This is a genomic window from Mesorhizobium sp. B2-3-15 (assembly GCF_006442875.1).
GTDB classification, from domain to species: domain Bacteria; phylum Pseudomonadota; class Alphaproteobacteria; order Rhizobiales; family Rhizobiaceae; genus Mesorhizobium; species Mesorhizobium australicum.
Genome location: NZ_VFVO01000011.1, coordinates 187795 through 213242, shown reverse-complemented (window position 1 = coordinate 213242; position 25448 = coordinate 187795). Strand labels below are relative to the sequence as shown.

General features: G+C 58.0%; 20 protein-coding genes. 8 read left to right on the top strand and 12 right to left on the bottom strand.

Annotation, left to right across the window (positions count from 1 at the left end; all coding sequences use genetic code 11):
• Window positions 1-111: 111 nt before the first annotated feature.
• A complete protein-coding gene (locus FJ954_RS22525; protein WP_140663231.1) occupies window positions 112-1854 on the top strand; it encodes a hypothetical protein in 1743 nt (580 codons plus the stop codon).
• Window positions 1855-2097: 243 nt separating this feature from the next.
• Here FJ954_RS22525 and FJ954_RS22520 read toward each other — a convergent pair whose 3' ends face one another.
• From FJ954_RS22520 to FJ954_RS22480, 9 genes are all read right to left on the bottom strand, one after another.
• On the bottom strand, window positions 2098-3264 hold the full coding sequence (locus tag FJ954_RS22520; protein ID WP_140663230.1) for a glycosyltransferase: 1167 nt from the start codon (window positions 3262-3264) through the stop codon (window positions 2098-2100).
• Window positions 3265-3288: 24 nt separating this feature from the next.
• Window positions 3289-4611, bottom strand: coding sequence for a glycosyltransferase (locus FJ954_RS22515; protein ID WP_210243328.1), 1323 nt, complete (start codon window positions 4609-4611; stop codon window positions 3289-3291).
• 285 nt (window positions 4612-4896) lie between these two features.
• Window positions 4897-5943 (bottom strand): class I SAM-dependent methyltransferase, encoded by a 1047-nt coding sequence (locus FJ954_RS22510; protein ID WP_140663227.1) that lies wholly within the window; start codon window positions 5941-5943, stop codon window positions 4897-4899.
• On the bottom strand, window positions 5940-7166 hold the full coding sequence (locus tag FJ954_RS22505) for an ABC transporter ATP-binding protein (protein WP_140663226.1): 1227 nt from the start codon (window positions 7164-7166) through the stop codon (window positions 5940-5942). Before FJ954_RS22505 ends, FJ954_RS22510 begins: the two co-directional genes overlap by 4 nt.
• A 2-nt stretch (window positions 7167-7168) precedes the next feature.
• On the bottom strand, window positions 7169-8014 hold the full coding sequence (locus FJ954_RS22500; protein ID WP_224622153.1) for an ABC transporter permease: 846 nt from the start codon (window positions 8012-8014) through the stop codon (window positions 7169-7171).
• Window positions 7996-8943, bottom strand: a complete 948-nt coding sequence (locus tag FJ954_RS22495) for a GDP-mannose 4,6-dehydratase (protein ID WP_140663225.1) — start codon at window positions 8941-8943, stop codon at window positions 7996-7998. The genes FJ954_RS22500 and FJ954_RS22495 overlap by 19 nt, the downstream gene beginning before the upstream one ends.
• A 25-nt stretch (window positions 8944-8968) precedes the next feature.
• Window positions 8969-9955 (bottom strand): GDP-mannose 4,6-dehydratase, encoded by a 987-nt coding sequence (gmd, locus tag FJ954_RS22490; RefSeq protein ID WP_140663224.1) that lies wholly within the window; start codon window positions 9953-9955, stop codon window positions 8969-8971.
• Window positions 9956-10012: 57 nt separating this feature from the next.
• The gene (locus FJ954_RS22485) at window positions 10013-11428 is read right to left on the bottom strand and encodes a mannose-1-phosphate guanylyltransferase/mannose-6-phosphate isomerase (RefSeq protein WP_140663223.1); all 1416 of its coding nucleotides are present in this window, start codon (window positions 11426-11428) and stop codon (window positions 10013-10015) included.
• Window positions 11428-12858 (bottom strand): phosphomannomutase, encoded by a 1431-nt coding sequence (locus FJ954_RS22480; RefSeq protein ID WP_140663221.1) that lies wholly within the window; start codon window positions 12856-12858, stop codon window positions 11428-11430. The genes FJ954_RS22485 and FJ954_RS22480 overlap by 1 nt, the downstream gene beginning before the upstream one ends.
• A gap of 451 nt (window positions 12859-13309) precedes the next feature.
• On the opposite strand from FJ954_RS22480, the gene FJ954_RS22475 reads away from it, so the two are divergent.
• The 3 genes from FJ954_RS22475 to FJ954_RS22465 all read left to right on the top strand — a co-directional run bounded on the left by FJ954_RS22475 (window position 13310) and on the right by FJ954_RS22465 (window position 16260).
• On the top strand, window positions 13310-15298 hold the full coding sequence (locus FJ954_RS22475) for a nucleoside-diphosphate sugar epimerase/dehydratase (protein ID WP_181177891.1): 1989 nt from the start codon (window positions 13310-13312) through the stop codon (window positions 15296-15298).
• Window positions 15299-15320: 22 nt separating this feature from the next.
• Window positions 15321-15608, top strand: coding sequence for a hypothetical protein (locus FJ954_RS22470; RefSeq protein ID WP_246681119.1), 288 nt, complete (start codon window positions 15321-15323; stop codon window positions 15606-15608).
• 112 nt (window positions 15609-15720) lie between these two features.
• Complete coding sequence (locus tag FJ954_RS22465; RefSeq protein ID WP_140663220.1) at window positions 15721-16260, top strand: sugar transferase; 540 nt, start codon at window positions 15721-15723, stop codon at window positions 16258-16260.
• A 42-nt stretch (window positions 16261-16302) separates the two neighbouring features.
• Here the strand turns inward: FJ954_RS22465 and FJ954_RS22460 are convergent, their stop codons facing one another.
• Window positions 16303-17250 carry an NAD-dependent epimerase/dehydratase family protein gene (locus FJ954_RS22460; RefSeq protein ID WP_140663218.1) on the bottom strand — a complete coding sequence of 316 codons (948 nt, stop codon included), beginning with the start codon at window positions 17248-17250 and terminating at the stop codon, window positions 16303-16305.
• Between the two features lie 17 nt (window positions 17251-17267).
• Window positions 17268-18635 (bottom strand): O-antigen ligase, encoded by a 1368-nt coding sequence (locus FJ954_RS22455; protein WP_140663217.1) that lies wholly within the window; start codon window positions 18633-18635, stop codon window positions 17268-17270.
• 474 nt (window positions 18636-19109) lie between these two features.
• On the opposite strand from FJ954_RS22455, the gene cysD reads away from it, so the two are divergent.
• Genes cysD through FJ954_RS22435 form a run of 4 tightly spaced genes read left to right on the top strand, consistent with a single transcriptional unit; the run spans window position 19110 to window position 24086 of the window.
• Complete coding sequence (cysD, locus tag FJ954_RS22450; protein WP_015318702.1) at window positions 19110-20015, top strand: sulfate adenylyltransferase subunit CysD; 906 nt, start codon at window positions 19110-19112, stop codon at window positions 20013-20015.
• 2 nt (window positions 20016-20017) lie between these two features.
• Window positions 20018-21955 carry a sulfate adenylyltransferase subunit CysN gene (cysN, locus tag FJ954_RS22445; RefSeq protein ID WP_181177890.1) on the top strand — a complete coding sequence of 646 codons (1938 nt, stop codon included), beginning with the start codon at window positions 20018-20020 and terminating at the stop codon, window positions 21953-21955.
• A gap of 10 nt (window positions 21956-21965) precedes the next feature.
• Window positions 21966-22769 (top strand): 3'(2'),5'-bisphosphate nucleotidase CysQ, encoded by an 804-nt coding sequence (gene cysQ / locus FJ954_RS22440; protein WP_181177897.1) that lies wholly within the window; start codon window positions 21966-21968, stop codon window positions 22767-22769.
• Between the two features lie 54 nt (window positions 22770-22823).
• The gene (locus tag FJ954_RS22435; RefSeq protein ID WP_140663212.1) at window positions 22824-24086 is read left to right on the top strand and encodes an O-antigen ligase family protein; all 1263 of its coding nucleotides are present in this window, start codon (window positions 22824-22826) and stop codon (window positions 24084-24086) included.
• A 74-nt stretch (window positions 24087-24160) separates the two neighbouring features.
• Here the strand turns inward: FJ954_RS22435 and FJ954_RS22430 are convergent, their stop codons facing one another.
• A complete protein-coding gene (locus FJ954_RS22430) occupies window positions 24161-25303 on the bottom strand; it encodes a DegT/DnrJ/EryC1/StrS aminotransferase family protein (RefSeq protein ID WP_140663210.1) in 1143 nt (380 codons plus the stop codon).
• Window positions 25304-25448: the final 145 nt, after the last annotated feature.

Genomic DNA, 25448 nt, shown 5'->3' with positions numbered 1-25448 from the left:
CAACACGCAGCACGCCTTCCTGGTCATGAGGTGCGAAACATAAGAAACATAAATAGACACTGGCCTCGCCGGACCAAGTCGGCTAAGAGCGCCGGTAGCCTGGAGGGCTCTATGTCGGTCAATATTAAGGCCCTTGTGGCGGCAGCTTTTTTGTTGTCGCTCGTACTGATCGTCAATGGCGCTATTCCCGGCTATCTAAGCCCCACCACAGGACAGGTTTTCTGGCTACTGGGGTTCTCGAAGGCATTCGTGAATTCAACGTCTGTGTATTCGTACAATTTCGGGCTCCCAAGTCCGGCGCCACTATCGTTTGGTCTCTCGGCGGCGCTTCCGGCGGCGGTGCTTCTTGGGGCTGGCGTGTCTCTCGTCAACGCTTATGCCGTTCTTTTTGCTGGCTGGCTGAGCGTCGCTTTCGCGGGGGCATATTTCCTCGCCCGCTATCTGGAAGCGGGCGTCCTAGCGTCACTCTTTGCGGCATTAATTTGGTGCAGCTTCCCGATGATCACGCAGCATCATTTATTCTGCGCCTTGGCCCTCGGGATGGCCCTGCTGCCGTTGTATTTTTGGTCCTGCATGAGGGTTGTTTTCTCTGAAAGGCTCTCCCTTTGGAGCTCTGCCTGGCTGGTAGTTATAACGATCGTGGCTGCTTTCATGGACGGGTACACGTTCATGATGTTCGCAACTGGAACGGCCATTATCTGTGTCTGCGAATGCGTGAAAAGAAGGCGAAGCGCCAGGGTTGACCTGATCTACCGAGCGGCAACAATTACTACAGCCTTCGGGGTCGCCTATGGACTTTACGCTCTGTACGAAGGAACTCCAACGCTCGCCCCGGTCGAGCTCGATTTTTTCCGGGGTTGGGCCGCCAACGTTGAGTTCTTCTTCATCCCGACAAAGATGGTGCTGGCCCTCCCGGACCTGCTGAACTTGAGTGTCGAGCGGGCTCAAGGCGATTATTTCGGAGACTACACAGTCTACCAGGGCACCTTCTGCACGGCGATAGCCGGCGTGGCTGCATATGGCTTAGTGACAGTCAAAGGCAACCGATTCTGGCTGGTGGCCTTTGGGTTAATAGCTCTATTTGGATTTTATATGGCGCTCGGGCCTACGGTGAAATTCTTCACATATCGCCCTCCTAATGGGCCGACGATCATGCCGGCCGAATACGGATGGTTTCCAACCGGCAGTGCTGTGATCTCAAAATACTTGCCGGGTTTCAACAACATGAGGGCAAGCTATCGATGGGCCGTCGTTGCCATATTCGGGTGCTGGGCCGTCTTCGTCGTCATGATGGCAAGTGGCAAACTCTCAACGGATGCGAAAGCTGCGCTGGTCGCCTTCCTTTTTATGTTCAACATTCCGAACCCTCACCAATTTAGCGAGGCAAAGCGGTTCCATGATCTGGTCCAGGACGTAAGCGACGAGGTCGCGTCATGGGACCCATACTTTGCCGACGGCGAGAAGGTGGCATTCCTTCCGTACCGCAACGACTTTCTAATCAACTACGTCGCGGCTGATCTGAACATCAAAACGTACAACATTGGCGGAGACAAAAACCTTGAATGGGCCGTTGGCGACTGGCCGCCCGAGATGGCGGCGTTCCAGCAAGGCGCAATTTCCCCTGACTTTGAGAGTAATGTGCGCAGTCTTCTAAAATCGAGAAAGGCTGACGCCGTAGTGCTTTCCTACACAAATATGATGCTTGGCGCTTATGTTTGGCCGTTCGATGATGACGACAAGGATCAGTTATTGCCCATAGCGCGCAAGCTTGATGCAGACAGCCAATTTCATGTAGTCTTCGCCCCGCATTTCGCGACCGTGCGATTGGCGGACAACCTCCAGGCTGGTGGGTAACGGACGTCTCGTCGTGATCTTGCAATGTGTTGTCGCACTCGCCGCTCTCGCGCGTTCTGTGCTCTGTATGACTACCCAACCGGCATCAGCTACGCGAGCCCCTGGCGCCTCCCCCAGTGGCTGGCCAGCCCGGCCTAGGAGTGGAGCGAGACAAGAGGTCAAGGCTAGAGACGTCGCCGACTAGGGTGACAATGATATTGGCGCTGGGCAAGGACCATGTCCGCAGCTTGATGTAGTCGGCCTCTAGCCAGACACGAGGCTCTTTATAGTAGACGGATAGGCACGGAGAATAGTGTCCCAAGTCAAATTGCGAACATCATCAAAATCTCTTTCGCTATTCGCTCCAAATAATAGTATATCTCTGATGTGCTGTTTAAACTCGGCTGGGTCGTCAGATATATTAACCCCTGGAAGAGTTGCATAATCTTCAAAACCAGAAAAGCTCTTGGAGGTGCCGACAACTGGCTTCAAGGAAAGGAGGGCTTCAGCTGTTTTCAGGTTAGACCCACCGCCGGAGGTTACCGGCAGCACGACAACCTCGGCCAATCCAAATAGCGCGTTTAGTGCATCTTCCTCTTGGCGCCCAATTAGCAGCGTTGTCTCAGCAAATATGGCGCGATTCGTAGAGTATAGTGGTGAAGACGTGATAAGGTCACAAACCCCGCCAACGACAACGAGCTTAGCTTCTGGCGGTATACATCCAGGGGCGGGAAGAAACATCCGAAAAAAACCTTCCGCGTTAGGGGGGTGCGCGCTGCCGGTAAAGATCGCAATCTTCTGATACCGGAGTTCATGCCGCCAAGAGCGCAATAGACTCTCGGACGCGTGGCGACGAATGTGACCGTTGCCAAATACACAAACCTTCCGGGCTCCCCATTTAACGTAGATGTCGGCGTCGCGTCTTGTGCAGGCCAGTACCAAATCCGCCGCTTCCACCAAATCTCTTTCCAGCTTCTCCGCCGCCTTTCGATCATGCAGAGACGGCATAAGTTGCGACTCGACGTTCTGGCTCGAGTAAACGATCTTCACGTCTTCCAAGCCGCTTTCGCGAAGATCGGATAGCAAGGCCGAATGCCACGGCTGTTCGAAGATTATTACCTTAGGTGAGCATCGATTGATCCTAGCCAAAAGACTGTTCTTGTACGAGGGCTCTGCGTCAAAAATCGAGTATGCATGAAGATCGAGCTTTCTTCCGTCTGAAAAAAGCGCCGTATGAAGGTCCCTACCAAAAGCAAATTCCCTCTCCTTCTCATCATACTCGGGATAAGAAACCCCCGAGAAGATCGGTATGTAATCGACCCGGATCCCACTGTCGATTAGCGCATCAACAAGTGCTCTGACCCTCCTCTGCCCACCGTGATACGGCTTGCTGATGGGATAGATTCCGATGTAGCAAACGTCATAAGTCATTTCGAAGCTTCTGTAATTTCCAGTCTAGTCTATTCGCCTGTCAGCGGCAGACTGCATTCCCCCAAGCATATGCTGTATGATTGGAGTGGTAAAATTGTCCCAACTATAAGGCCTGTAATTCTCTATAATAAACCTTGATCGATTCTGCAAACAATCATCGTCAAACATATATTCTTCAATCTTCCTGATCCATTCCAAGCCATCAAGTGTATCCACGTGGTCGGCAAGTCCCTGGCCGGCTTCTTCTATAGACGATCCTGTCGACGCTACGCAAGGTTTTCCAAATGCCAGACTTTCGGCCACCGTCATGCCGAAGCCCTCGTAGTGAGACGGAAATATTGTAAAGGCGCAATTGGTGTACAGCCAGCGCAGCTGATTGTCGCTGACGCTACCGAAGTGTATGATGTGGTGCCCCCCGATAACAGGATCGTGAGAGATTCTCTTCAGGAGACTCTCTGTGTCCCAGCCTTGTTTACCGGCAAAAACCAAGGGAAACAGATTGGTGCCATGCTTCAAGGCAAGGCGCCGCCACAAAAGGTATGCGAACTCGTGGTTTTTTCGCGACTCAATAGTGCTTACAAAGAGTACGAATTTTCCTGGAGTGATGGCATCTATACCGGGAATGCGGGGATGTTCCGCTAACGCACCGGCGTCGAGGACAAACCGCGCAGGCCCCAGTTTGCAAATTTGCGTCTTACTCTCCGAGATTGAAGGGTAGCCGCATGTCTCAGCATAGCGTCGGAGGTCTAAGGCGGTGCTGGAAGAGATACAGAAAAAGTGATCACATGACCACAACAGGTAATGAAGACATTTAGCAAAATTTTGAGCAGCCCCGGATTCCGAAAATTGTCGAACGACAATAGGAATCAGATCGTATAACAGTACACCTATATAAATATTTCTTTTCGATTTTGTTTTCCAAATCCATTTTGCTTTGTTTCCTTCCCAGAAGACGCCAGGCAGGAGTATTGCAGAAATCGTGTCCATCGAGATCGGGGTCGAGTCAGGTGGAGGGGCACTGTGGACTAGGGTCATACGAAGACCACCCAATGATGCCTTCAAATCGACATTACGACCAACCGACCAAAATCTAGCAAATCTGCCTAACATCCCGAAGTCGATAGAATCGAAGTGATCTGCCACAAACTGCTTGGCACGTGTTACCCCTCTGACGCGCCATGCGCTGGATCTCGAAGCGCGCGCTATCATGTAGTTAGCAAATAAAACTCCGGCGAAGAAGGTATTTACATAAGACTTTGTGGAAACGGGTTCCTGCAGCGACCGCTCAACAGAAGCTTCTTTGCCAAGCTCGGGTGCGTGACCGGCAGATGCCGAGTTCGTGATCATCTGGACAACGATATCTTGTGAGATTTCGCTATATTGCTGCGCGTCGTCGGAATAAAAGCCAAAAACTACGCTCTCTGCAGACGTCGCAAGGAAATGCCTAGCAACCTCGTGCTCGCATCGAATTATTCCGACAGGAGGAGAGGACCGATGACGCCAGCTGGTGCTTAGGTCAACAAGTATACGACCGCCAGGCGAATTACGATCGAAATTGATGTTAGATTTATATATACCGGTTCCAGCCATGCCCGTAGTCACAATTGTCCTCTGAACACTGATTTGTATTTATCATTTAAAGACACTAAGGAAAAGGCGGTGAATTCTGCTTAGTATCGTCTTTTGTAAATTGGCAATATCATTGTGAATAAATGATATCGTTGAGTCGACGCCGGTCATTTTTACGCTAAGCCGATCAATTTCGCCGCCTTGCATTTCTAACCGACTTTCCAAAGAAGCGGTGATATCCCGAAGTGTAGTCCGTTCCGACTCCATCAATTCCATCTGTGCGATCAGGCTTTCGAGCAACTGTCGGGCGTGATCTGCATCAGCTAATTTTCTGGCTATTTCGTTGTCAGCGGAATGAAGCCAACCCTTAATACTTGCAAGGTCGGCGGGCGTCTCTTGCGATATCGCCCTTACAAAATCAGCGAGAGGCTCGGTTCCGAATTTCGAATGCTCCTTTCTTGCTAAACACGCATAGTCTCTTGCGCCCTCAAACATGAGATGGACGCTGCGCTCAATTGGGCCTGCCTCGATCATCGGCGCGCCGTTCAGCCTCAGGATCGCCGTCTCCGCAAAGCCGGCCTGTCCCACCAGGAACTCAAGCAAGCCCGGCGGCAGGGGGCTTTTATGGGTCGGATCCAAATGGAAGGTATTGGTGCTGACCGAAATATTTTCGGGATTGGGCGTTTCCAAGATCAGCAGGCCGTCCTCGGCCAGCACCCTCTGGCATTCGTCTAGCAGACCGATCAGATAATCGGTCGGCACATGCTCGACCATGTGAAAGGCTGTAATGATCGCCACGCTGTTGTTAGGCCTGCCCCCGAGATGTTCAAGCGCGTCCTGCAATTCTATTCTGAGGCCGTTGTCGGCGGCCTCCTGCGCCATTCGCGCATTGGTGTCCACGCCTATCGCTTCCAGCCCGGACTCTGCAAGTATCTCCAGCCATTCGCCGCGTCCGCAGCCGAGATCAATCGCAAGGGGCGGTCCTTCGGCCTGCCGAGGCACCTGCGCTAACAAAGGCTGATAGATCTGGAGGCGCTCCTTAACGTGCTCCCTTGATCCACGAAAGCGGTCCTCGAAGGCCTTGTACAGATCGTCAAAATTCTTTCTCATCGGACGATTTCGAACGCGTGCTCAAGGCGGCTCGTCCCGACAAAGAAGGGGCGGTCTGAATTGATGACGTCGAAAACCTCCACATTTTCAATCCAGTCGAAATTGTTGTCGATGTGAACATCTCCCGTATGGAGCGAAATAGAAAGCCCGTATGAGCCTTGGCCAAGGGCGCAGGCAAGGTGCAGGTTACATTCGAACCCGCTGCCTGCTGCAATATTTGAAAGCACCTGACCCGTATGCCACGTATTGGTTCCCCAAACAGTGTGGCCGGCGCGATCTTTCAACATGAACCCGATGACAAGTTCCGAAATATCCTCTTTTGCAGCGACCCGGGCTCGAATTGTCAGGCTCTGTCCTGAAATGGCGGTTTTGATCGGCTTCCCACTTTCGCCGTCGATCAGCGCGACCGACTCAACAGCGGCCGCCTTAGTTCCACTCCTGCTGTAGAGCCAATTGTCCTTTTCCCGCCGTTGCTCGATGGTCAGCCTCGCGTTCTCTTTCGTTGCGATCAGGGCGTTATAGTAATCGACCACCTCGTCAGGCGGCCCATCCTTCAGCACATGTCCCTTGTCCAGCAGAATCACCCTATCACACAATGATCTGACATCGCCCAAACCGTGAGTGACCAGAATGATCGACGTGCCTGCGGCCCTGAAACTGCGTATCCGGTCAAAGCTCTTGTGCTGGAAATAGCTGTCGCCAACCGAAAGCACCTCGTCGACGATGAGCACGTCCGGCCGTTCCGCTGTGGCGAGCGCGAAGGCCAGGCGCGCCTGCATGCCGCTCGAGTAGGTTCGCAGCGGCTGGTCGAAGAAGTCGCCGATTTCTGCGAAGTCCTCGATATGCGGCATGAGTTCGGCCAGGCGCGCCTGCGAGAGACCCATCAGCCCGCCGGCATGGTAGGCGTTCTGCCGCCCGGTGAATTCCGGGTTGAAGCCGAGCCCGAGTTCCAGGATGGCGCTTATGCGGCCCGAGACGCTTGCCGCACCCTTCGTTGGCCGTACAGTGCCGGTAATCAGCTTCAAAAGCGTGCTCTTGCCGGCGCCGTTCTGCCCGATCAGCCCAAGCGCTTCCCCGTGGGACAGGGAAAACGAGACGTCCCTGACTGGCCAGAATTCCTCCGTCGGCGTAACCGGCGCTCCGAACCAGCCGGCAAACCTCTCGAGGTTGCTGGCATAGTTCGCATAGCGTTTCGACAAATGACTGACGGAAAGCACGGTCATGGTTACAGCACGTCGACGAGTTCGGGGCTTGCACGGCGAAAAAACATCATCGCGAAGACCATGCTGAGCAGCCCCAGAATGGCCGGCATGATCAGGCTTTCAAGGCTGGGCCAGCGGTTGAACAGCAGCGCATCTTGATAGAGCGCCACCAGCGGTGCGATCGGATTGAAATTGATCATGAAACTGTATCTCTCGGGCACCACGTTAGCCGGGTAGACGATCGGCGTCAGCCAATACCAGAGCTGAAGTAGGATCGTCATGACCTGCGCGACATCGCGAATGAACACATTCATCACGCCGAGGATCACGCCAAGGCCAAATCCGATCGCCGCGATCAAGATGATTCCAATCGGCAACAAAATCAGAGCACGGCCCGGAACATGCCCGAGGAATATGAAGATGACGAACAGGGCGACGAGCAGCAACAGATGGTTGATGAGTGCCGTTCCCCCTACGATCACAGGCAGGCACAAACGCGGAAATGCGATCTTCTTCATGACCGGTGCTTGCTCGATGAAAACGGTCATGCTCCGCGTGAGGATCTCACTGAAGAGCGTCCATGCGGCCATGCCAGAGAGGAGATAGATGGGATAGGCTGCGGGACTGTTTGCCTCGGGAAGTCGTGCCTCGAGAACCTCCGAAAGAACGATGGAAAAGATGAGCGCCTGCGCAAGCGGGTGAAGGATGAACCAAAGGCCGCCCAGGCGCGACCGCACGAAGCGCCCCTTCAGGTCGCCTCTGATAGAGGAAATGATGAAATGGCGGTACTGCCATAGGCTTCGGAGCATGCGATCGACCTTTGCGCGTTGCGTCTTGCCGTCAACGGGCGCTACATAGCCCTGTGCCAATATCCGAAAACGTCGGCAATTGTCTGTTCGAACGGCACCAAAGGCCTCCAATTCAGCCTATCGCGTGCTTTTGCCGCATCACCGCACATAACGGGAATGTCATTGGGGCGGAATTTGGCCGGATCGGCACGCACCTCGATGTCCATGCCCGACTGCGCTATGAGCATGTCGAGTATATGCTGGATCCTCCGCGGTTGTCCTGATGCGATGTTGTAGACATGGTCGGGCCCGGCATCCAGTTCCAGAAGAGCCGCGCTCGCATAGGCGCGCACCACGTCGCGAACATCGAGGAAGTCCCGCTCGGCTTCGAGATTTCCGACGTGAATGACGGGCTCGCTTTTTCCCGACACGATCTCGGCAATCTGCCGCGCGAAGGCGGAAACCACATAGGCGTCCGACTGACCAGGGCCGGTATGGTTGAACGGGCGAAAGCGCACCGCGCGCAGGCCGTCATAGGCCATTTGCCCGATCATCAAGTCCGCAGCCGCCTTGGTGGCGCCGTAGACCGTCATCGGTTGAAGCGGCACGGTTTCCGTCACTGGGCCGGCCACGCTCGCAAACGAAGCCCCATAGGCTTCCGAACTGCCAATGTAGACGAACCGGGCCTTCGCCGCGTGGCGCATCACCGATTCGGCAAGGTTCATCGTTCCCGTGAAGTTGACGTTCCAGGCATGGCGCGGCGCGTTGCGGGCATCGGAAGGTGCTGCAACCGCGGCCAAATGAATGAGCGAGGTGGGCTGGACCTCCCGCACGGCGGTGTCGACCGCATCCCGGTCCAGCAGGTCGATGGCATTTCGCTGGCCTTCGCCATGGCCAAACGCGAACACCTCGCAGGAACTGTGTTCCCGTTCCAGGAGGCGCAACAGCGCGGAGCCGACAAATCCGCTTGCCCCGGTAATCAGGATACGATGCTTCAAATTACCGACCATGAGGCAAAAACGGTTCCCATCCAGCTTAACGTCTGGCTGGGTTCGCGTGGCGTTCGAGATCCGCATCCACCATTTCGCGGATCATCTCTTCCAGCGAGATCGTCGCCTCCCAGCCCAGCTTCGCCTTTGCCTTGGCTGGATTGCCGAGCAGGATTTCGACTTCCGCCGGCCTGAACAAGTCGGGGTCGATGACAAGGTGATCGTCAACATTGAGCCCGACGTGCTCGAATGCAATCCGGCACATGTCGCGCACAGTCGTCGTCCTGCCTGTCGCGATCACGTAATCATCCGGCTGGTCCTGCTGCACCATCAGCCACATCGCGCGGACATAGTCCTTGGAATGACCCCAATCACGCTTGGCGTCGATGTTCCCGAGCCGCAATTCCTTTGCCATGCCCTTCTTGATGCGCGCGACCGCGTCAGTGACTTTGCGGGTGACGAACTCAATGCCGCGAAGCGGGGATTCATGATTAAACAGGATGCCGCTCGAGGCATGCAAACCGAAACTTTCACGATAATTGATCGTAATCCAATGGCCATAAAGTTTCGCCACCGCATATGGAGAGCGTGGGTGGAAAGGTGTCGTCTCGGATTGCATCGGTTCCTGGATAAGGCCGTACATCTCCGAGGACGATGCCTGATAGAAACGGGCTTCAGGCGATTCGAGGCGGATGGCCTCAAGCACATTGGTCACGCCTATGCCGGTCACGTTGCCGGTCAGGATCGGCTGCTGCCACGACGATTTGACGAAGGATTGAGCGGCAAGATTATAGACCTCATCCGGCTTCACGTCGCGCATCGTTCTAGCCAGACCAGACAAATCCGTCAGGTTTCCGTCCACGATCCGAACATCTTTTTCAATGCCAAGCCACTTCAGGCGCGTGGTGTTCACATCGGCGGTGCTTGAACGCCGCGCAAGTCCGTGAACCTCATATCCTTTGGCAAGCAGGAGTTCCGCCAGATAGGCGCCGTCCTGCCCGGTAATGCCGGTAATCAAGGCTTTCTTTGTCATCAATGTTCTCGGTTCTATCTAGTGGTTGCTCGCCAAGCACAGCGAGCCAACCGGTTGTCAGGCGCGGCCGTATACGTCGTCGAAGCGCACGATGTCATCCTCGCCGAGATAATCGCCGCTTTGTACTTCAATGATCACCAGGTCGATTCTTCCCGGGTTTTCCAGCCGATGTTTGTGACCGCAGGGGATGTAGGTCGATTCGTTGGTCGCCAGAAACAGCTCCTGGTCGCCATTGACTATTTTCGCGGAGCCGCTGACCACGACCCAGTGCTCGGAACGATGGTAGTGCATTTGCAGGCTCAAACGTCTACCGGGCTTCACCTCGATGCGTTTGATCTTGAAGCGCTCGCCTTCCTCCAGAACCGTATAGGTACCCCACGGGCGGTGCACCGTGCTGTGAAGCAGGTGCGCTTCATGTCCAGAAGCCTTGAGGTCGTCAAACAGCTTCTTGACGTCCTGAACACGGTCGCGGGATGCGACAAGCAACGCATCCGGGGAATCCACGATCACCAGGTCGCTGACGCCGACCGTGCCGATAACGCGCTTATCGGAGCTCACATAGCTACCGGTTGTGTCGATCATGTGAACATCGCCGCGTATCCTGTTCCCGCTTGCATCGGGAGCGATCAGGTCGGCCATTGCGTTCCACGACCCGATGTCGTTCCAATCCATGTCACAGGGAACCACGGCAAGATTGTTTGTCTTCTCCATGACCGCGTGGTCAAGCGAGACTCGCGGGGCGGAGCCAAAGTGCTCGGGCGCGAGTTCGATCTTGGCAAAGCCTTCGCCTTGACTGAAGTGGCCGTTCTCATAGCTGTCGGAGACAGCCTGGATCACCGCGGGACAATGCAAAGCCATTTCGTCGAGCATGGTTTGTGCGCTGAAGCAGAAGATGCCGCCGTTCCAGAAGAAGCGCTTGGATGCGACATAGGCCTTGGCCGTCTCGAGATCAGGTTTTTCAACGAAACGGACGACTTTCTCACCATCCGCTTCGATATAACCGAATGCAGTGTCCGGTCTGGTCGGGCTGATGCCCAATGTGGCGATCCGCCCCAGCTGGGCGTGTTCGATGGCCCGGCCCATCACGGCCAAAAAAGCAGGCAGGTTGCCAATCATGTGATCCGCCGGGAAGACACACAGAATCGCTTCAGGACCCTGCGTTGCCTTGGCATGGATAGCGGCCGCCGCCACCGCGGCGGCCGTATCGCGGCCTTCCGGTTCGAGCAGAAATGTGCGCGGCAACATCACGGAATCCAGTTCGTCGAAATCGTCTTTCGTCAGGAACAGGTGTTCTCCGGACGTTACCACGACGAGTTCCACGACATGCTTTATCGAAGCTGCGCGCAACACTGTGTGTTGGATAAGAGAATGTCCGTCAGCCACTTTGAGGAAAGGTTTGGGGTGCGATTGCCTGGAGGCGGGCCACAGTCGCGATCCGGCTCCACCGCTGATGATGACGGGAACCACTTTCATTAAACGACCTCTGTTTCGTTTGTGGATGTGATTGCCCGCGCTCTTTTGAGCGTCAGCGCCACGATCGCTGTCGCTCTGCTTGGGTCCATAGCCTCTGAATAACAGCGAAGCTCCGGCGCGTTGCCGGACGGCCGCAGATGGATGATCTCGCCGGTTTCCATTTTTGTCCTTAGCCCGTCAGTCTCGTCGACGTCGGCAACGGTCCCGAACGGCGCCAGAAATCGCTGCAGTGCATCCCGGTCCGCAAGCCGGCGCATCAAGCTGCGGGAACTCTCCACCGGAAAATTTTCGAGACGTTCGCTTGCGCAGGCGGGAAGATTCCACAGTTCGCGCAAACGCGACAGGGATTTTCCTGTCGACGCGACCATACCGAGAACGGCGAGGATGGGGAGCAGGGAATCTCGTGTCGGCAATGCCGTCAACGTTTTTCCGTGAATTGAACAGTCCGACCCCAGGAGAACGCCACCATTGGCCTCAAAGCCAATGACGATTTTTTCGGGATGATAGGAGGCTTCCATGGTTTCGACGACAAATGGAGATCCCACCTTTGTCCTCAGAACCGTAAAACCGAAAGCTTCCGAAATGCCTGAGTTGGAGGTCACGGGCGTCACTACAATATCAGCCCGCAAGAACAAGGCCGTGGCGAGGCCGATCAGGTCGCCACGAAACAGATCGCCATTCTCGTCGGCGATAAGTGGTCGATCGGCGTCGGCGTCGGCCGACACGATGGCGTCGAGCTTGAATTCTCGAGCCCAACCCTTGAACTTTGCAATTGTGGTCGGGTCAACGGCTTCGGTGTCGACAGGTACGAAGGTATCGGACTTCCCGACAGGTATCACATGGGCGCCAAAAGATTGGAGAACCTTCACGAGAAGGTCCGCCGCGACCGAACTGTGCTGATAGACGCCGAGCCTCATGCCTGAAAGGGATCCAGGCTCCAGGATGTCGTCAGCGCGCGCGCGATAGGCGGTAATCGCCTGGTCATGATGTCCTGGCAAAGCCGTTCCTATTGCCGGCGGGGCGTTATAAGCGTCTGACCTTTCCGCGGCATAGCGTGCTATAGCGGCTTCATCGGCCTTGCTGATCTCACCCTGCGGGTTATAGAATTTGATGCCATTGCGGTCAGCGGGTATATGCGAACCGGTCACCATAAGCGCCGCTGCGCCATGCTGCCGAGCATACAACGCCAAAGCTGGTGTTGGAATGGCACCGCAATCGATCGGTTGAAATCCACCAACCACCAAGGCAGCCATGCAGTTGGCTGCAATGGTCGGGCTACTATCGCGCAAGTCGCGACCTATGAACACCTTGGCCTTCGGCTGGAGCCCGCCTGCTGCTAGGCGCCAAGCGAAGGCTTCAGTATAAAGTCCACTCGGTTTGCCGACCAGTTCCGAAGCCAAGCCTCGAAGGCCACTCGATCCAAATTTCATTACTTCACTTTGGCTAGTGTGGGGGAAGGCCGTCATATTGCAGTGCGCCCATCTGTCAACCGGAAATCGTTTGGCCAGCCGTCCAGTGTTCCTCGGGCTCTCCAAATAGTGCGTCGGTAATGGCTTGGGCGAGACTTGGTGAGTAGTTGACCAGAAAGGCGGCGTCAAATCCGCCGAAATTTCCAATCTTTGGTAATCCACCCGAGTCGCGCGACAGTGCTTTATAAGCAGAAGCTACTTTTCCAATCGCTGTTATATGATATCTTCATCAACGCGCCCGTTCCTAGACGCCTGTGAAAAATCCCTGGCGATGGCTTCAAGTCCACGCTATGCGATAAAGGCGGCGGGGGCCGAGAAATTTGCGCTAACATAGGTGGCCGGTGGCGAATGGTATTCGACCTGGCGCCGCATTGGTGTTGAAGTTCTCACGTCCGGAGTTCAGTACTGCCCAATGGTATCCTATATAGAAGCTGTGTTCGGGCTCAGGCCTCAGATGCGGCGCGCCTTCATCATGGTCCAGGACGTGGTCATGGTCCTGGTCGCCGTGGCGCTTAGCCTTCTCCTGTCGCGGTCGGATCTTTCCTTTGCGGCGCTCTCCACGGAGGGCCTTGTCACCTGGGCCGGCATCGTGGTCATCAGCCATCTGCTGTTCAGATATTGCGGCCTATACACCACGGTCTGGCGCTTCGCCTCGACGCCTGATTTCTTCAACATCCTGAAGAGCTGCGCGATCCTGACATTCGTGCTCTACGCCGTTTCGCTGGTCGTACGTTCTTTTCAGCCTGTAGCGGGGCTCAACGAGCGCCAGTTCATCGTCTTCCTGCTCGTCTCCTTCACCATCATCTCGGCGCCCCGGCTGTTCTACCGCTTCCTGCGTGACGGCGCGAGCTGGGGTGTTCTCAGCGGCAAGGCCGACTTGACGCGCACCAAGCAGGCCCTGTTCGTCGGCCGGCTCGGCGAGGCCGACCTGATCATTCGTTTCACGCGCACGGCGCAACCCCCCGAGCATACCATAGCCGGCATCATGGCCACCGAGCATGGCGCACCGCTCGGCACGCGCATTCAAGGGGTCCCGGTGGTGGCGACCCGGCCGCGCCTGATCGATGTCCTGGAGGACTATGCGAGCGGCACCAAAAGCCTCGATCTGCTGATCTTCGGCAGCGGCGCCGAGCATGAGATCGAGGAATATTCGGAGCTGGTCCGCGTCGCGCGTCACGGCGACATTGCGGTCGTGCAGTTCGCTGGCCTTTCGCAGCTGGGCCAGGAGGGAAAGCTCGTTCTCGACGCCGTCGAGATGGAAACGATCCTGCGCCGCCCGACTGTGCCATCCGACATCGAGCGCATCGGCGCCTTCGTGGGCGGCAAGCGCGTCCTGGTCACGGGAGGCGCCGGCTCCATCGGGCGAATGCTGGTCAAGCGGTCGCTGGAGCTTGGAGCCGAGGCCGTGCTGGTCGCCGACAATTCCGAATTCGGCATCTTCCAGTTGAGCCAGTATATCGACGAGAAGCATCATGATCGCCTCAAGGTCCGCATCGTCGATGTCGCGGACCGGCGCCAGATGACGCGCGTGGTCACGGAATTCAAACCTGACATCATCTTCCATGCAGCGGCGTTGAAGCATGTTCCGCTGCTGGAGGAGAATTGGGAATCGGCCATCCAGACCAACGTCTTCGGCACGCTTGTCTGCGCCGAGGTCGCCGCCAAATGCGGAGTGGCGCAATTCGTAATGGTCTCGAGCGACAAGGCCGTCGATCCGACCTCCGTGCTCGGCATGACCAAGCGGGCCGCCGAACAGATCGTCAGCGCCCTGCACGGCACGCCGGCCGGCGAACCGGGCGGGCGTCGCGCCTCCACCAAGTTCATCGCCGTGCGCTTCGGCAACGTCTTCGGCAGCAATGGCTCGGTGGCGACCATATTCCAGGCGCAGATCGAGGCCGGCGGGCCGGTCACCATAACCGACCGGCGCATGACGCGCTATTTCATGACTGTCGCCGAAGCCGTCGATCTCGTCATCATGTCGGCGGCCGATGCCGCCTCGCGGCCGGCCGGCCAGGATTACGCCGTCTACATGCTCGACATGGGCAAGCCCGTGCCGATCGTCGAAGTGGCCGAAACGATGATCCGCATGGCGGGAAAAAGCCCCTATACGGACATTCCAATCCGCTTCACAGGCATCCGCCCGGGCGAAAAGCTCCACGAGACCCTGCACGGCGAGGACGAGGAACTGGTGGAACTCAGCATTGCCAAGATCTTCGGCCTGAGCACCGATGTCGCGCAGTGGTCGGATGTCCAGACAGCACTTGCGGCGCTTCAGCAGGAGATGAAGAGCCAGAACAAGGCAGCTTCGCTTGCCGCGCTTGCCGGTCTTGACCGCGCCAAGAAGGCGAGGGGGGCCACGCCTCAAGAGGTGATCCCGAAAACGGCTGGGCAGGCGACTTAGGCTGTGCAGAAAATAATCTTGAGTGCTTGATCTGGTCGGCGCCAATGCATCGTGGCAGGCGCCGATCTCGCGGCTGGGTCGCCTGTTCAAGGGCCAGTTCGCGGACTGGACCGATCTCAATCTTGCCGGCCTTGCCGTCAATCGCGATCTCCTTACGAAGGATGCGGTGGCGTGCCTCGACCTGTTCGCGAACGGTCGGCGAGGCTCTCTTTTCCAACGCCTGGGCGCCCTGCGCAAAAGCGGTGTCTATCGACAGACTTTCGCCGGCACCCTTGGGCTCTATCTCGCCTTTGTCCTGGGTCGTATCTGAAATCGCGGACTGCGCGCGCTTGGTTGGGAAGGCGACCTTATGCTACGGCCGGATTGACGGGCGTCGCTCGCGGTTATCGCGTAGAGCCCTGGCAGGGAGCCCTATCGGCCACATGAAGACAGCCAAGAAAATCTTCGATCTCGCCGGTGCGGCTGTGCTGCTGGTGGCAACCTCTCCCATTCTATTGCTGGCCATTGTCGCCGTCCGGGTATCCTCGCCCGGTCCGGTGATTTTTTCACAAACGCGGATTGGCCGCGAAGGTGTGCTTTTTCGCTGCCACAAGTTGCGGACGATGTACCAGGGAACGCCGTCCTTGCCCTCGCATGAAACCCCGGTGAGCGCCGTGACATCGGTTGGAAGGGGCTTGCGGAAATTCAAGCTCGACGAGTTGCCGCAGCTCTGGAATGTCCTGCGCGGCGAAATGAGCCTGGTCGGGCCGCGTCCTTGCCTGCCGACCCAGACGGAACTGATCGAATGCCGCAGGCGGCTGGGCGTTTTGCAGGCTTTGCCCGGGATGACAGGCTTGGCCCAGATCAGGGGCATCGACATGTCGAACCCGCAACTTCTGGCCGAAACCGACGCCACCTATCTCAGGACCGCGTCGTTCTGGCTCGACCTTCGGATCCTGTTTGGAACACTTTATCGCGGCTGAGCAGCCCCGCTCCTGAAGCGGAAACCTGTCTTTGAGCCGGGATCAAACAGGACGTCGAGGGTTTCGGAGCCGCGCTATCTCGGTCAGCCGCTCCAGCGTGCTGGTTTCCGGCGCCCAGCCTTCCGAGACAAGCAGCGACGGGTCGCATATTTGCGTCGCCGTCAGGCTGTCCCAGAACATCCGCTTGCCAAGCAGTGTGGCGGCTGTCCGCATTGGTCCAGCCGGCACGGTCATCAGGCGCGTCGGCCTCCGCAAGCCGCGGCGAAGGGCACCGATGACGGCAGCGACGGACACCGGCGGCTCGTCGCTGGCGAGATAGATCGGACGAAGTGGCTGGGAATGGCAAAGCAGATGCCACACCGCCCGTGCCGCGGATTGCGATGATAGCAGCGAACGGTTCGCCGTCAATGCGCCTGTCAGCATCGGCAGAGCCGTATCGGCGAGCCGCATCAGCGTCGCCAAGTTTCCTTTCATGCCGATCCCGTAGACTGGCGGCAGCCGCAATATGGCCGCGTCGGCACGGCCATGCGAGGTATAGGCGCCCAACACGGCAATTTCTGCTTCGCGTTTCGAGCGCCCGTAGGCGTCTTGTGGGTCGGGGATCGTGTTTTCGTCGATCGTTGCGCTGGCACGCGCGCCGATCACGGCCCGGATCGAGGAAAGATGAATGAACCGTCCGCTTGCCTGCGTGGCGGCGGCATGCGCCAGACGTGCGCTCAATTGCGCATTGGCTGCCCGAAAATCGGCTTCGGTGGCATTGCCCTGATCATTGTTCAGACCCGCGCAATGGACGACATCCGTAACATCCCTGGTCAGCGCCAGGAACGCCTCGGCAGGTGCATCGTACCCAGGCATCAGCATCGCGTCGGGCCCGGCATCAAGTCTATCCGGCTGGCGGGAGGCAAGGCGAAGTTCGACGCCGGCCTCGCGAAGCCGATGGACCACCTGGCGGCCGATGAAACCCGTCGCGCCCGTAACCAGGACTTTCATTGTCTTGCCCGGACCGGCTATCGGGCGGCTGGCGGAGGTGCCAGATCTGATGGAACGGCTTCCGTCACCAGTGGAACGGCTTGGCTTTTCGGTGGTGACATCGCCTGGGCTCCCACCACTGGTGGAAGGGCCTCCCTTTCCACCAACGCGGCCTGGCGCCCGCAGGCAAGATATGTTCCCGACACCAGGAAGACCATAAAGACCGAGTCCAGAATGTCATGGCCGATCAGAATGCCCGTCATGCCGGCAGTCAGATAGGTGATCACGACGGCGACGATCATGGTGGCGCCGAACCGTTCGATCGGATCGGTGCTGTCGCGAAGGACCAGGGCTGCATTTCTGACGGCAGCCACAAAGATCGCCGCCAGCGTCACCGCACCCAGGATTCCCGCTTGCACCAAGGCGGTCAGGAAGCCGTTGTGGAAATGACTGAAACCTGCATCCATCCCGAACTGATCCTGAAAGCCCTGCTTGATCAAGAGCCGGGTCGCACCCACCCCATGTCCAAACAATGGCATCTCATGAAACGCCTTCAGGCCGATATCCCAAAGCGCGACGCGTAGTCCCAAAGCAGTCGTGTGGTCACCATGGGCCGCCAGCGCATCCCAGTCGGAGTGCAGAAATGCGACGCGCCCCGCTATCGTCTGGAACCCGAAAAACGCGATCGCGACCGCAATCGCGGCCAGCAGCAGAAGCACGCGAGCGGCATCTCTCCCTCTTAGCTTCTGCTGGTTGATCAACAGAACGGCGACACCGGCAATCAGCAGTGCCAGCCAGACGATGCGCGTACCGGAGTAGATGATGGCGATCGTTCCGCCGAGTGCGGCGCAGGCGAGGGCGATCCTGTATTTCTCTATACCGGATAGGGCAGCGGCCACGCAGATCACCACCGCAAGGCAGAGGACCTCAGCAAAAACGATCGCATTCCCCGCCCCACCCTCGGCGCGCATACCAAGTCGATATTGCTGATAAACCGCCAGCAGCAGCGCTCCGAAACAAGCCGCCATGCTGGCCAACACAATGATGCGGACGAGCGTTGTTTTTTGCGTAGTGCTCCAGGTCGAATAGGAAATGGGAAAAAACAGAAAGGTGATCAGCGGGACAAGATGCCGTGCGTCCTTGACGATCGCGTGGTTGACGATGGACGCCAGGACATTGCTTGCGCAATAGGCGTAGATCGCGATCGTTAGCGCCATCATCGCCCGGTCGACATTGAAGTGCCTTCTCTTCAAGACGATCAACAGGACGGACCATAGTCCGCCGCCATTGAACACGAAGCTGACCGCCGATCCCAGGACCGGGGGAGAAAAGAAGCAGAGAATGGAGAAATAGACATTGATCCGCGAAGGCGTGATTTGCTGCCTTATGAATGAAAGCCGGTTCAATTTTCGGACCCGCTATCCTCGAGAAAATTTATGCGGCACATCGTGTTCGGTGAAATCCCAACATGCTCACCTCGAAATTGCCCATTCATAATGCATCTTGCCCGCCCTCAAAAAGCGTATAGCGGCTGGGCCGCTGTTTCGATAGTGCGCCCTGATCGATTGCCGCTGAAACCTGCGGTCGGCACCGGTTGACCCTGCAGCATCCCCGGCGCTCTCGCAGGCAATATTTTTTCAGCCTTTCCCCGGCGGGAGGCTCTCCAAGCAGAAATTTCCGGGTTCTGTCGCAAGCGTGGAAAATTCATTCCCGAACGAATGGCTGTCGGGCTCGTCTTGCATTGTTCTGGGCCGCGACGATCTGCTAGAACGCCCGCACGAAACACTTGTCCAGAAGCGAAGCTTTGAACCGGGCGCAAAAGGCTCGATGATTTGACGCAGGATCTTCTGTTGCAAGGCATGAGAGAACGCTCACGGTCCATGATACCAGCGCTTACGCATCTGCAGCGGCTTGAAGCCGAGTCCATTCACATATTCCGCGAGGTCGCGGCAGCCTTCACCAAGCCGGTCATGCTCTATTCCGTCGGCAAGGATTCGTCGGTGCTGATGCATCTGGCGATGAAGGCGTTCTATCCGGCCAAGCCGCCATTCCCGTTTCTTCACGTCGACACCACCTGGAAATTTCGCGAGATGATCGCATTTCGCGATCAGATGGCGAAGAAGCTGGGTTTCGATCTTCTGGTTCATGTCAACGAAGATGGCGTGCGCGACAACATCAATCCGTTCGATCACGGCTCGAACACCCACACTCATGTGATGAAAACCGTGGCGCTGCGCCAGGCGCTCGACAAATACGGCTTCGACGCTGCCTTTGGCGGCGCCCGCCGCGACGAGGAAAAGTCGCGAGCCAAGGAGCGCATCTTCTCTTTCCGCAACGCCCAGCATGTGTGGGATCCGAAGAACCAGCGGCCCGAAATGTGGAAGATCTTCAACACACGTATCGCGCAGGGTGAATCGATCCGCGTCTTCCCGCTGTCGAACTGGACCGAGCTCGACATCTGGCAGTACATTCTGCAGGAAAACATCCCGATCGTGCCGCTCTATTTCGCCAAGCGGCGGCCGGTTGTCGAACGCGATGGCATGCTGATCCTCAAGGATGATGATCGCATGAAGCTACTGCCCGGCGAGGTCGTGGAGGACAGGTTGGTGCGATTCCGTACGCTCGGCTGCTATCCGCTGACCGGCGCCATCGAATCCGACGCCGACACACTTGAAGCCATCGTTGGCGAGATGCTGACGGCACGCACCTCCGAACGGCAGGGTCGGTTGATCGACCGCGATGAAGCCGGTTCGATGGAAAAGAAGAAGCGCGAGGGGTACTTCTGACCATGCGCCACATCATGGCAAAGAGCCTCGCTCCAACGGACGGCGTCCGCGATTATCTGGCCGCGCAGGAGAAGAAGTCGCTGCTGCGCTTCCTGACCTGCGGTTCGGTGGATGATGGCAAGTCGACGTTGATCGGACGCCTGCTCTCCGACACCAAGCAGATTTTCGAGGACCAGCTCGCCGCGCTCGAACGCGATTCGCGCAAGCACGGCACGACGGGCGACGACGTCGACTTCGCGCTGTTGGTCGACGGCCTCGAGGCGGAGCGCGAGCAAGGCATTACCATCGACGTCGCCTACCGCTTCTTTGCCACGCCGAAGCGCAAGTTCATCGTCGCCGACACGCCCGGCCACGAGCAATATACCCGCAACATGGCGACAGGCGCTTCGACCGCCGACCTGGCGATCGTGCTGATCGATGCCCGGCAGGGGGTGCTGCGCCAGACGCGGCGCCATTCGATCATCGCCTCGCTGCTCGGCATCCGCCACATCGTGCTGGCGGTCAACAAGATCGATCTCGTCGGTTTTGACCAGGCGGTCTTCAACAGGATCGTCGAGGACTACCGGCAGTTCTCACGCGATCTCGGCTTCCAGACCATCGCGCCGATCCCGATGTCGGCCCGCTACGGCGACAATGTCAGCGGCCGCTCCGAAAACACGCATTGGTATTCCGGCCCGACATTGATCGAGCATCTCGAAACCGTCTCCGTCGACGAAGCCACGGCCGAGCTGCCGTTCCGCTTTCCGGTTCAGTACGTCAATCGCCCCAATCTCGATTTTCGCGGTTTTGCCGGCACCATCGCGTCCGGTATGATTGCGCAAGGCGACGAGGTCGTGGTCGCCAAGTCGGGCAAGTCCTCGCATGTCAAACGCATCGTCGCCTATGGCGGCGATCTCAAACAGGCGGTGGCCGGCCAGGCCATCACGCTCGTTCTCGACGACGAGGTCGAGGTTTCCAGGGGCAACATGCTGGTTTCGCCGTCCGCACGGCCGCAGGTCGCCGACCAGTTCGCCGCCAACATAGTCTGGTTCGACGAGCATGCGCTGTTGCCGGGCCGTTCCTATATCCTGCGCACCGAGACCGATCAGACCAGCGCCACCGTCACCGACTTGAAGTACCGCATCAATGTCAACGACTTTGCGCATGAGGCGGCCAAGTCGCTTGAAATGAATGAAGTCGGTATCTGCAACATTTCGACCCGGGCGCCGATCGCCTTCGATCCGTTTGGCGAGAACCGTACCACTGGCGCCTTTATCCTGATCGATCGCATCAGCAACGCCACGGTTGGCGCAGGCATGATCGTACACTCGCTGCGCCGCGCCGAAAACATCCATTGGCAATCGCTCGATGTCGGCAAGCGCGTGCGTGCCGACATGAAGAACCAGCGGCCCGCCGTGTTCTGGTTCACGGGGCTTTCGGGCTCCGGCAAGTCGACCATCGCCAACCTGTTCGAGAAGAAGCTTTTCGCCACTGGGCGTCATACCTACATTCTCGATGGCGACAATGTCCGCCACGGTCTCAACCGCGACCTTGGATTCACCGATGCCGATCGCGTCGAGAACATTCGCCGCGTCGCCGAAGTTGCCAAGCTGATGGCCGACGCCGGGCTGATCGTCATTGTCTCCTTCATTTCCCCGTTCAGCGCCGAGCGGCGGATGGCCAGGGAATTGATGGCCGATGGCGAGTTCATCGAGGTGTTTGTCGATACGCCTTTCGAGGAATGCGCCAGGCGTGATCCGAAGGGCCTCTATGCCCGCGCGCTGAATGGCGAGATCAAGAATTTCACCGGTGTCGATTCGCCTTACGAAGCACCGGAGAAACCGGAGATCCATCTGAAGACGCTCGGCAGATCGGCTGAAGAGATGGTAGATGCCTTGGAACACTGGCTGAACGAGCGTGACATTGCCGAAGACCAATATGACAATGGCGGCGGCATCTGACGACACGTCGATGCTTGAAATCTTCGAGCGGCTGGCGCTAGCCGCCGGGCGCGAGGTGATGCGCGTATTCCACGCCGGCTGCGCGGTCGACCGCAAGTCGGACGCCTCGCCGGTCACCGAGGCGGACCGGGAGAGCGAGAAGATCATTCTTGCAGGCCTGCGCGCCGCATTCCCCGATATTCCCTGCGTGGCCGAGGAGGAAGCGGCGGCCGGCATCATGCCGGGCGAACTTGGCGAGACCTTCTTCCTCATTGATCCGCTTGATGGCACCAAGGAATTCGTCAACCGGCGCACCGACTTCACCGTCAATATCGCGCTTGTCCGCCATGGTGTGCCGGAAGTCGGCGTTGTCTTCGCACCCTGCAGCGGCCGGTTTTTTTCCGGCCGGCCGGGCAGGGCGGAAGCCCTCGAAGTCGATAAGGACTACCGGATCGTTTCCCGCCGGCCGATTTCGGTGAGAATGGCCGCGACGCCGCTGGCCGTGGTTGCCAGCCGCTCGCACAACACGCCGGAAACCGAAGCCTATATTCGCGACCTTGGTGCCGCCGAGATCGTCTCGGTCGGTTCGTCACTGAAATTCTGCCTCCTCGCCAATGCCGAGGCGGATGTTTATCCGCGCTTCGGTCGCACCATGGAATGGGACACCGCTGCGGGTGACGCGGTGCTGCGTGCCGCCGGCGGCACGACGCGGACGCTGGACGGCAAGCCCTTGACCTATGGCAAGCGCAACCAGGCCGATGACGCGGACTTCGCCAATCCGCATTTCATCGCCAGCGGCGAGGCTGCAATCCAGGGACGTATCGAACGTAGGTGAAAAGCCCTCGTCGATGGCCTATCCTTTGTCGACGTCCCCTGAGTCGGTAAGTGAATGTCCTTGTTTCAGAAATGCCATGCCGTCATTTTGGGCGGCTTTCCCGCATGGACCAGCAATCGTGATGAAATAGTCTTCAGGATGTTGCTGGGCCTCTACGCCCTCTCTCCCGCCCTTTTCGCCTTCGTCGAAATGTCCCCAACGGTCTTGGCGCTTGTCGGGGCACTCATGGGCGCTCTCGCCCTTTTGACGAAGCGTGCGCGTTTTGCCAGAGGCACGATAGGCCTTGCAATTGCTCTCGCTCTCTTGTCAGGCTTTGTCCTTGCGAGCGCCCTGTGGTCGGTCGATGCGAGCCGCTCTCTCATGGCGGCGAGGGACGTGTTTGGCTACTCGATCGCCGCTATCCTGCTGTTTCAGGGCATCCTCGCGCTTGCGAGCGCTCAGCGCGAGCGGCTCGCGCGGGTGTCATTGGCCGGCATGTTGATCGGCGTCGTATCGGTGATGGGCTGGGAACTGTATTTTGCGTTTCTGACCGAAGATCCACGCTTTGTGGAGAACGTTTTCACCCTCCATAAGATCACGGTGTACGGAGCTTTTTTTGCCGTCATATTTCTTGCCCAGCCGAGGCTGGTCTGGAAAGGGCTTGCGGCTCTCTTTGCCGTTCTGACATTGCTCTACGGCCGATCGACCGGCGTCAATCTGGCGATTGTCCTCGTGGCGGTGATGTTTGTCATGCCCGCGAAATACCGCCAGCACGTTTTGGTTGGATTTTTCGCCGTCTATTTGTCTCTTGCCCTGATTGCCCCCTTCGTCGTCGCGCCGCTGTTCGCCTACCTCAAAACAACGGGATGGCTGGTTTTCTATCCAGGAACCTTCGCAGCGCGGCTTGATCTATGGCAGATGATTTCGCCCCGCATCGCGGACCAGCCGATCCTCGGCCATGGCGCCAATACGATGAGAAACGCGGCCGGGGTTGTCGTGAGTCCGACATATTATGCGCAGGCGGATCTCCCAAGCGCACATAATATCGTATTCGATTTGTGGTACGAACTGGGAGCGCTGGGCATCATCGTGTATGGGGTGCTCCTGGCGGCGATCATAAGAATGATCGGCGGTTTGAGCGGCCCCTGCCATTTCATAGCCAGCTGCTACCTGATCATAGCTGTCGTCGAACTCTCGGTCGACCATCGGATCTGGTTGTCATGGGTGCTGGGCACTTTGGTCTTCGCGGCGGGGATCTGCATAGTGCAGTGCCGTTCCATGACCCGATCGGGAATGGAAGACGGGACCACAAGACACGCGGCGGCCTTCTCAAAATAACGGGCGAAGCGCACGGCCTGCGCCGTCGTCGCCCTATGCCAAGGAGGTGTCGGTCGGGTATCCGTGCCCGACGCCTATTCGGCCGCGGCCTGCGCCGAGTTCGAGCCGATATAATTGCGGATCGTTTCGATGATCCTGTCCTGGTCTGCCTCGCTAAGATAGGGGTGCATCGGCAGGCACAGGATACGTTTCGGCAGGTTCTCCGAAACGGCAAGACCGGTCGGCGTGCGCGGGTAGTCGCGATAGGCGATCTGCTCATGCAGCGGCTTGACGTAGTAGATGACGGACGGAATGCCCTTTTCGCTCAAATGCGCCTTAAGCCCGTCGCGTTTCGGCGTTTCGATCGCGTATTGCGCCCAGGCCGAGCGGCTGCCATCCAGGTTGCGGGCTGCGGTGACGATGTCACCGAGGCCTTCAGCGTAGCGTTGGGCCACCACCTGCCGCGCCACCATCTCTTCCTCGAGGATGGCGAGCTTCTCGAGCAGGATCGCCGCCTGCAGCGTGTCGAGCCGTGAATTGATGCCGACGCGGATGTTGTCGTACTGCGTCTCGCCCTTGCCATGGAAGGCGAAGGATCTGAGCGCGTCGGCCAGCGCGTCATCATTGGTGAACATCGCACCGCCGTCGCCATAGCAGCCGAGCGGCTTGGCCGGATAGAAGCTGGTCGAGCCGACATGGCCGAACGCGCCGCACATCCTGCCTTCGAGCGAGCCCCCCATGGACTGGGCTGCGTCCTCGATCACCAATAAGCCTTCGCGATTGGCAATAGTCATGAGCGCCTCATAGTCGGCGGCAAGACCGAACAGGTCGACAGGGATGATCGCCTTCGGCTTCAGTCGACCTTCCTTCTTGACGGCCGCGATCGCCGCCTCGAGGCTGGCGATGTCGATGTTGTAGGTTGTCGGATCGACATCGACGAAAACCGGCTCGGCCTTGGCCAGCGCCACCACTTCCGCCGTGGCGGCGAAGGTGAAGCTCGGCACGAACACCGCGTCACCGGGACCGATGCCGGCGGCGAACAGCGGCAAAAGCAGTGCGTCGGTGCCGTTGGCGCAGGCAATCACATGCTTGACGCCGACATAGGCGGCGAGCTTCTTCTCGAATTCGGCGACCTGCGGGCCAAGGATGTAGCGGCCATCCTCGACCACGTGGTCGATCGCGGCTTTCAGCCGATCGCGGATTCGTTCGCGCTGCGCGCCAAGATCGATGAATTGCATGTCGGCCTCAATATACCTGCCAATAACCGGCCCGCTGGTACCAGACTTGGCGCGGCTGAAAAAGCCAGCTGCGGATCGGGGACTTGGCGCAAGTGTCGCGGCCCGTTACCACGTTTTGCCGGCATATTGTCCCACAAAGCCGGGA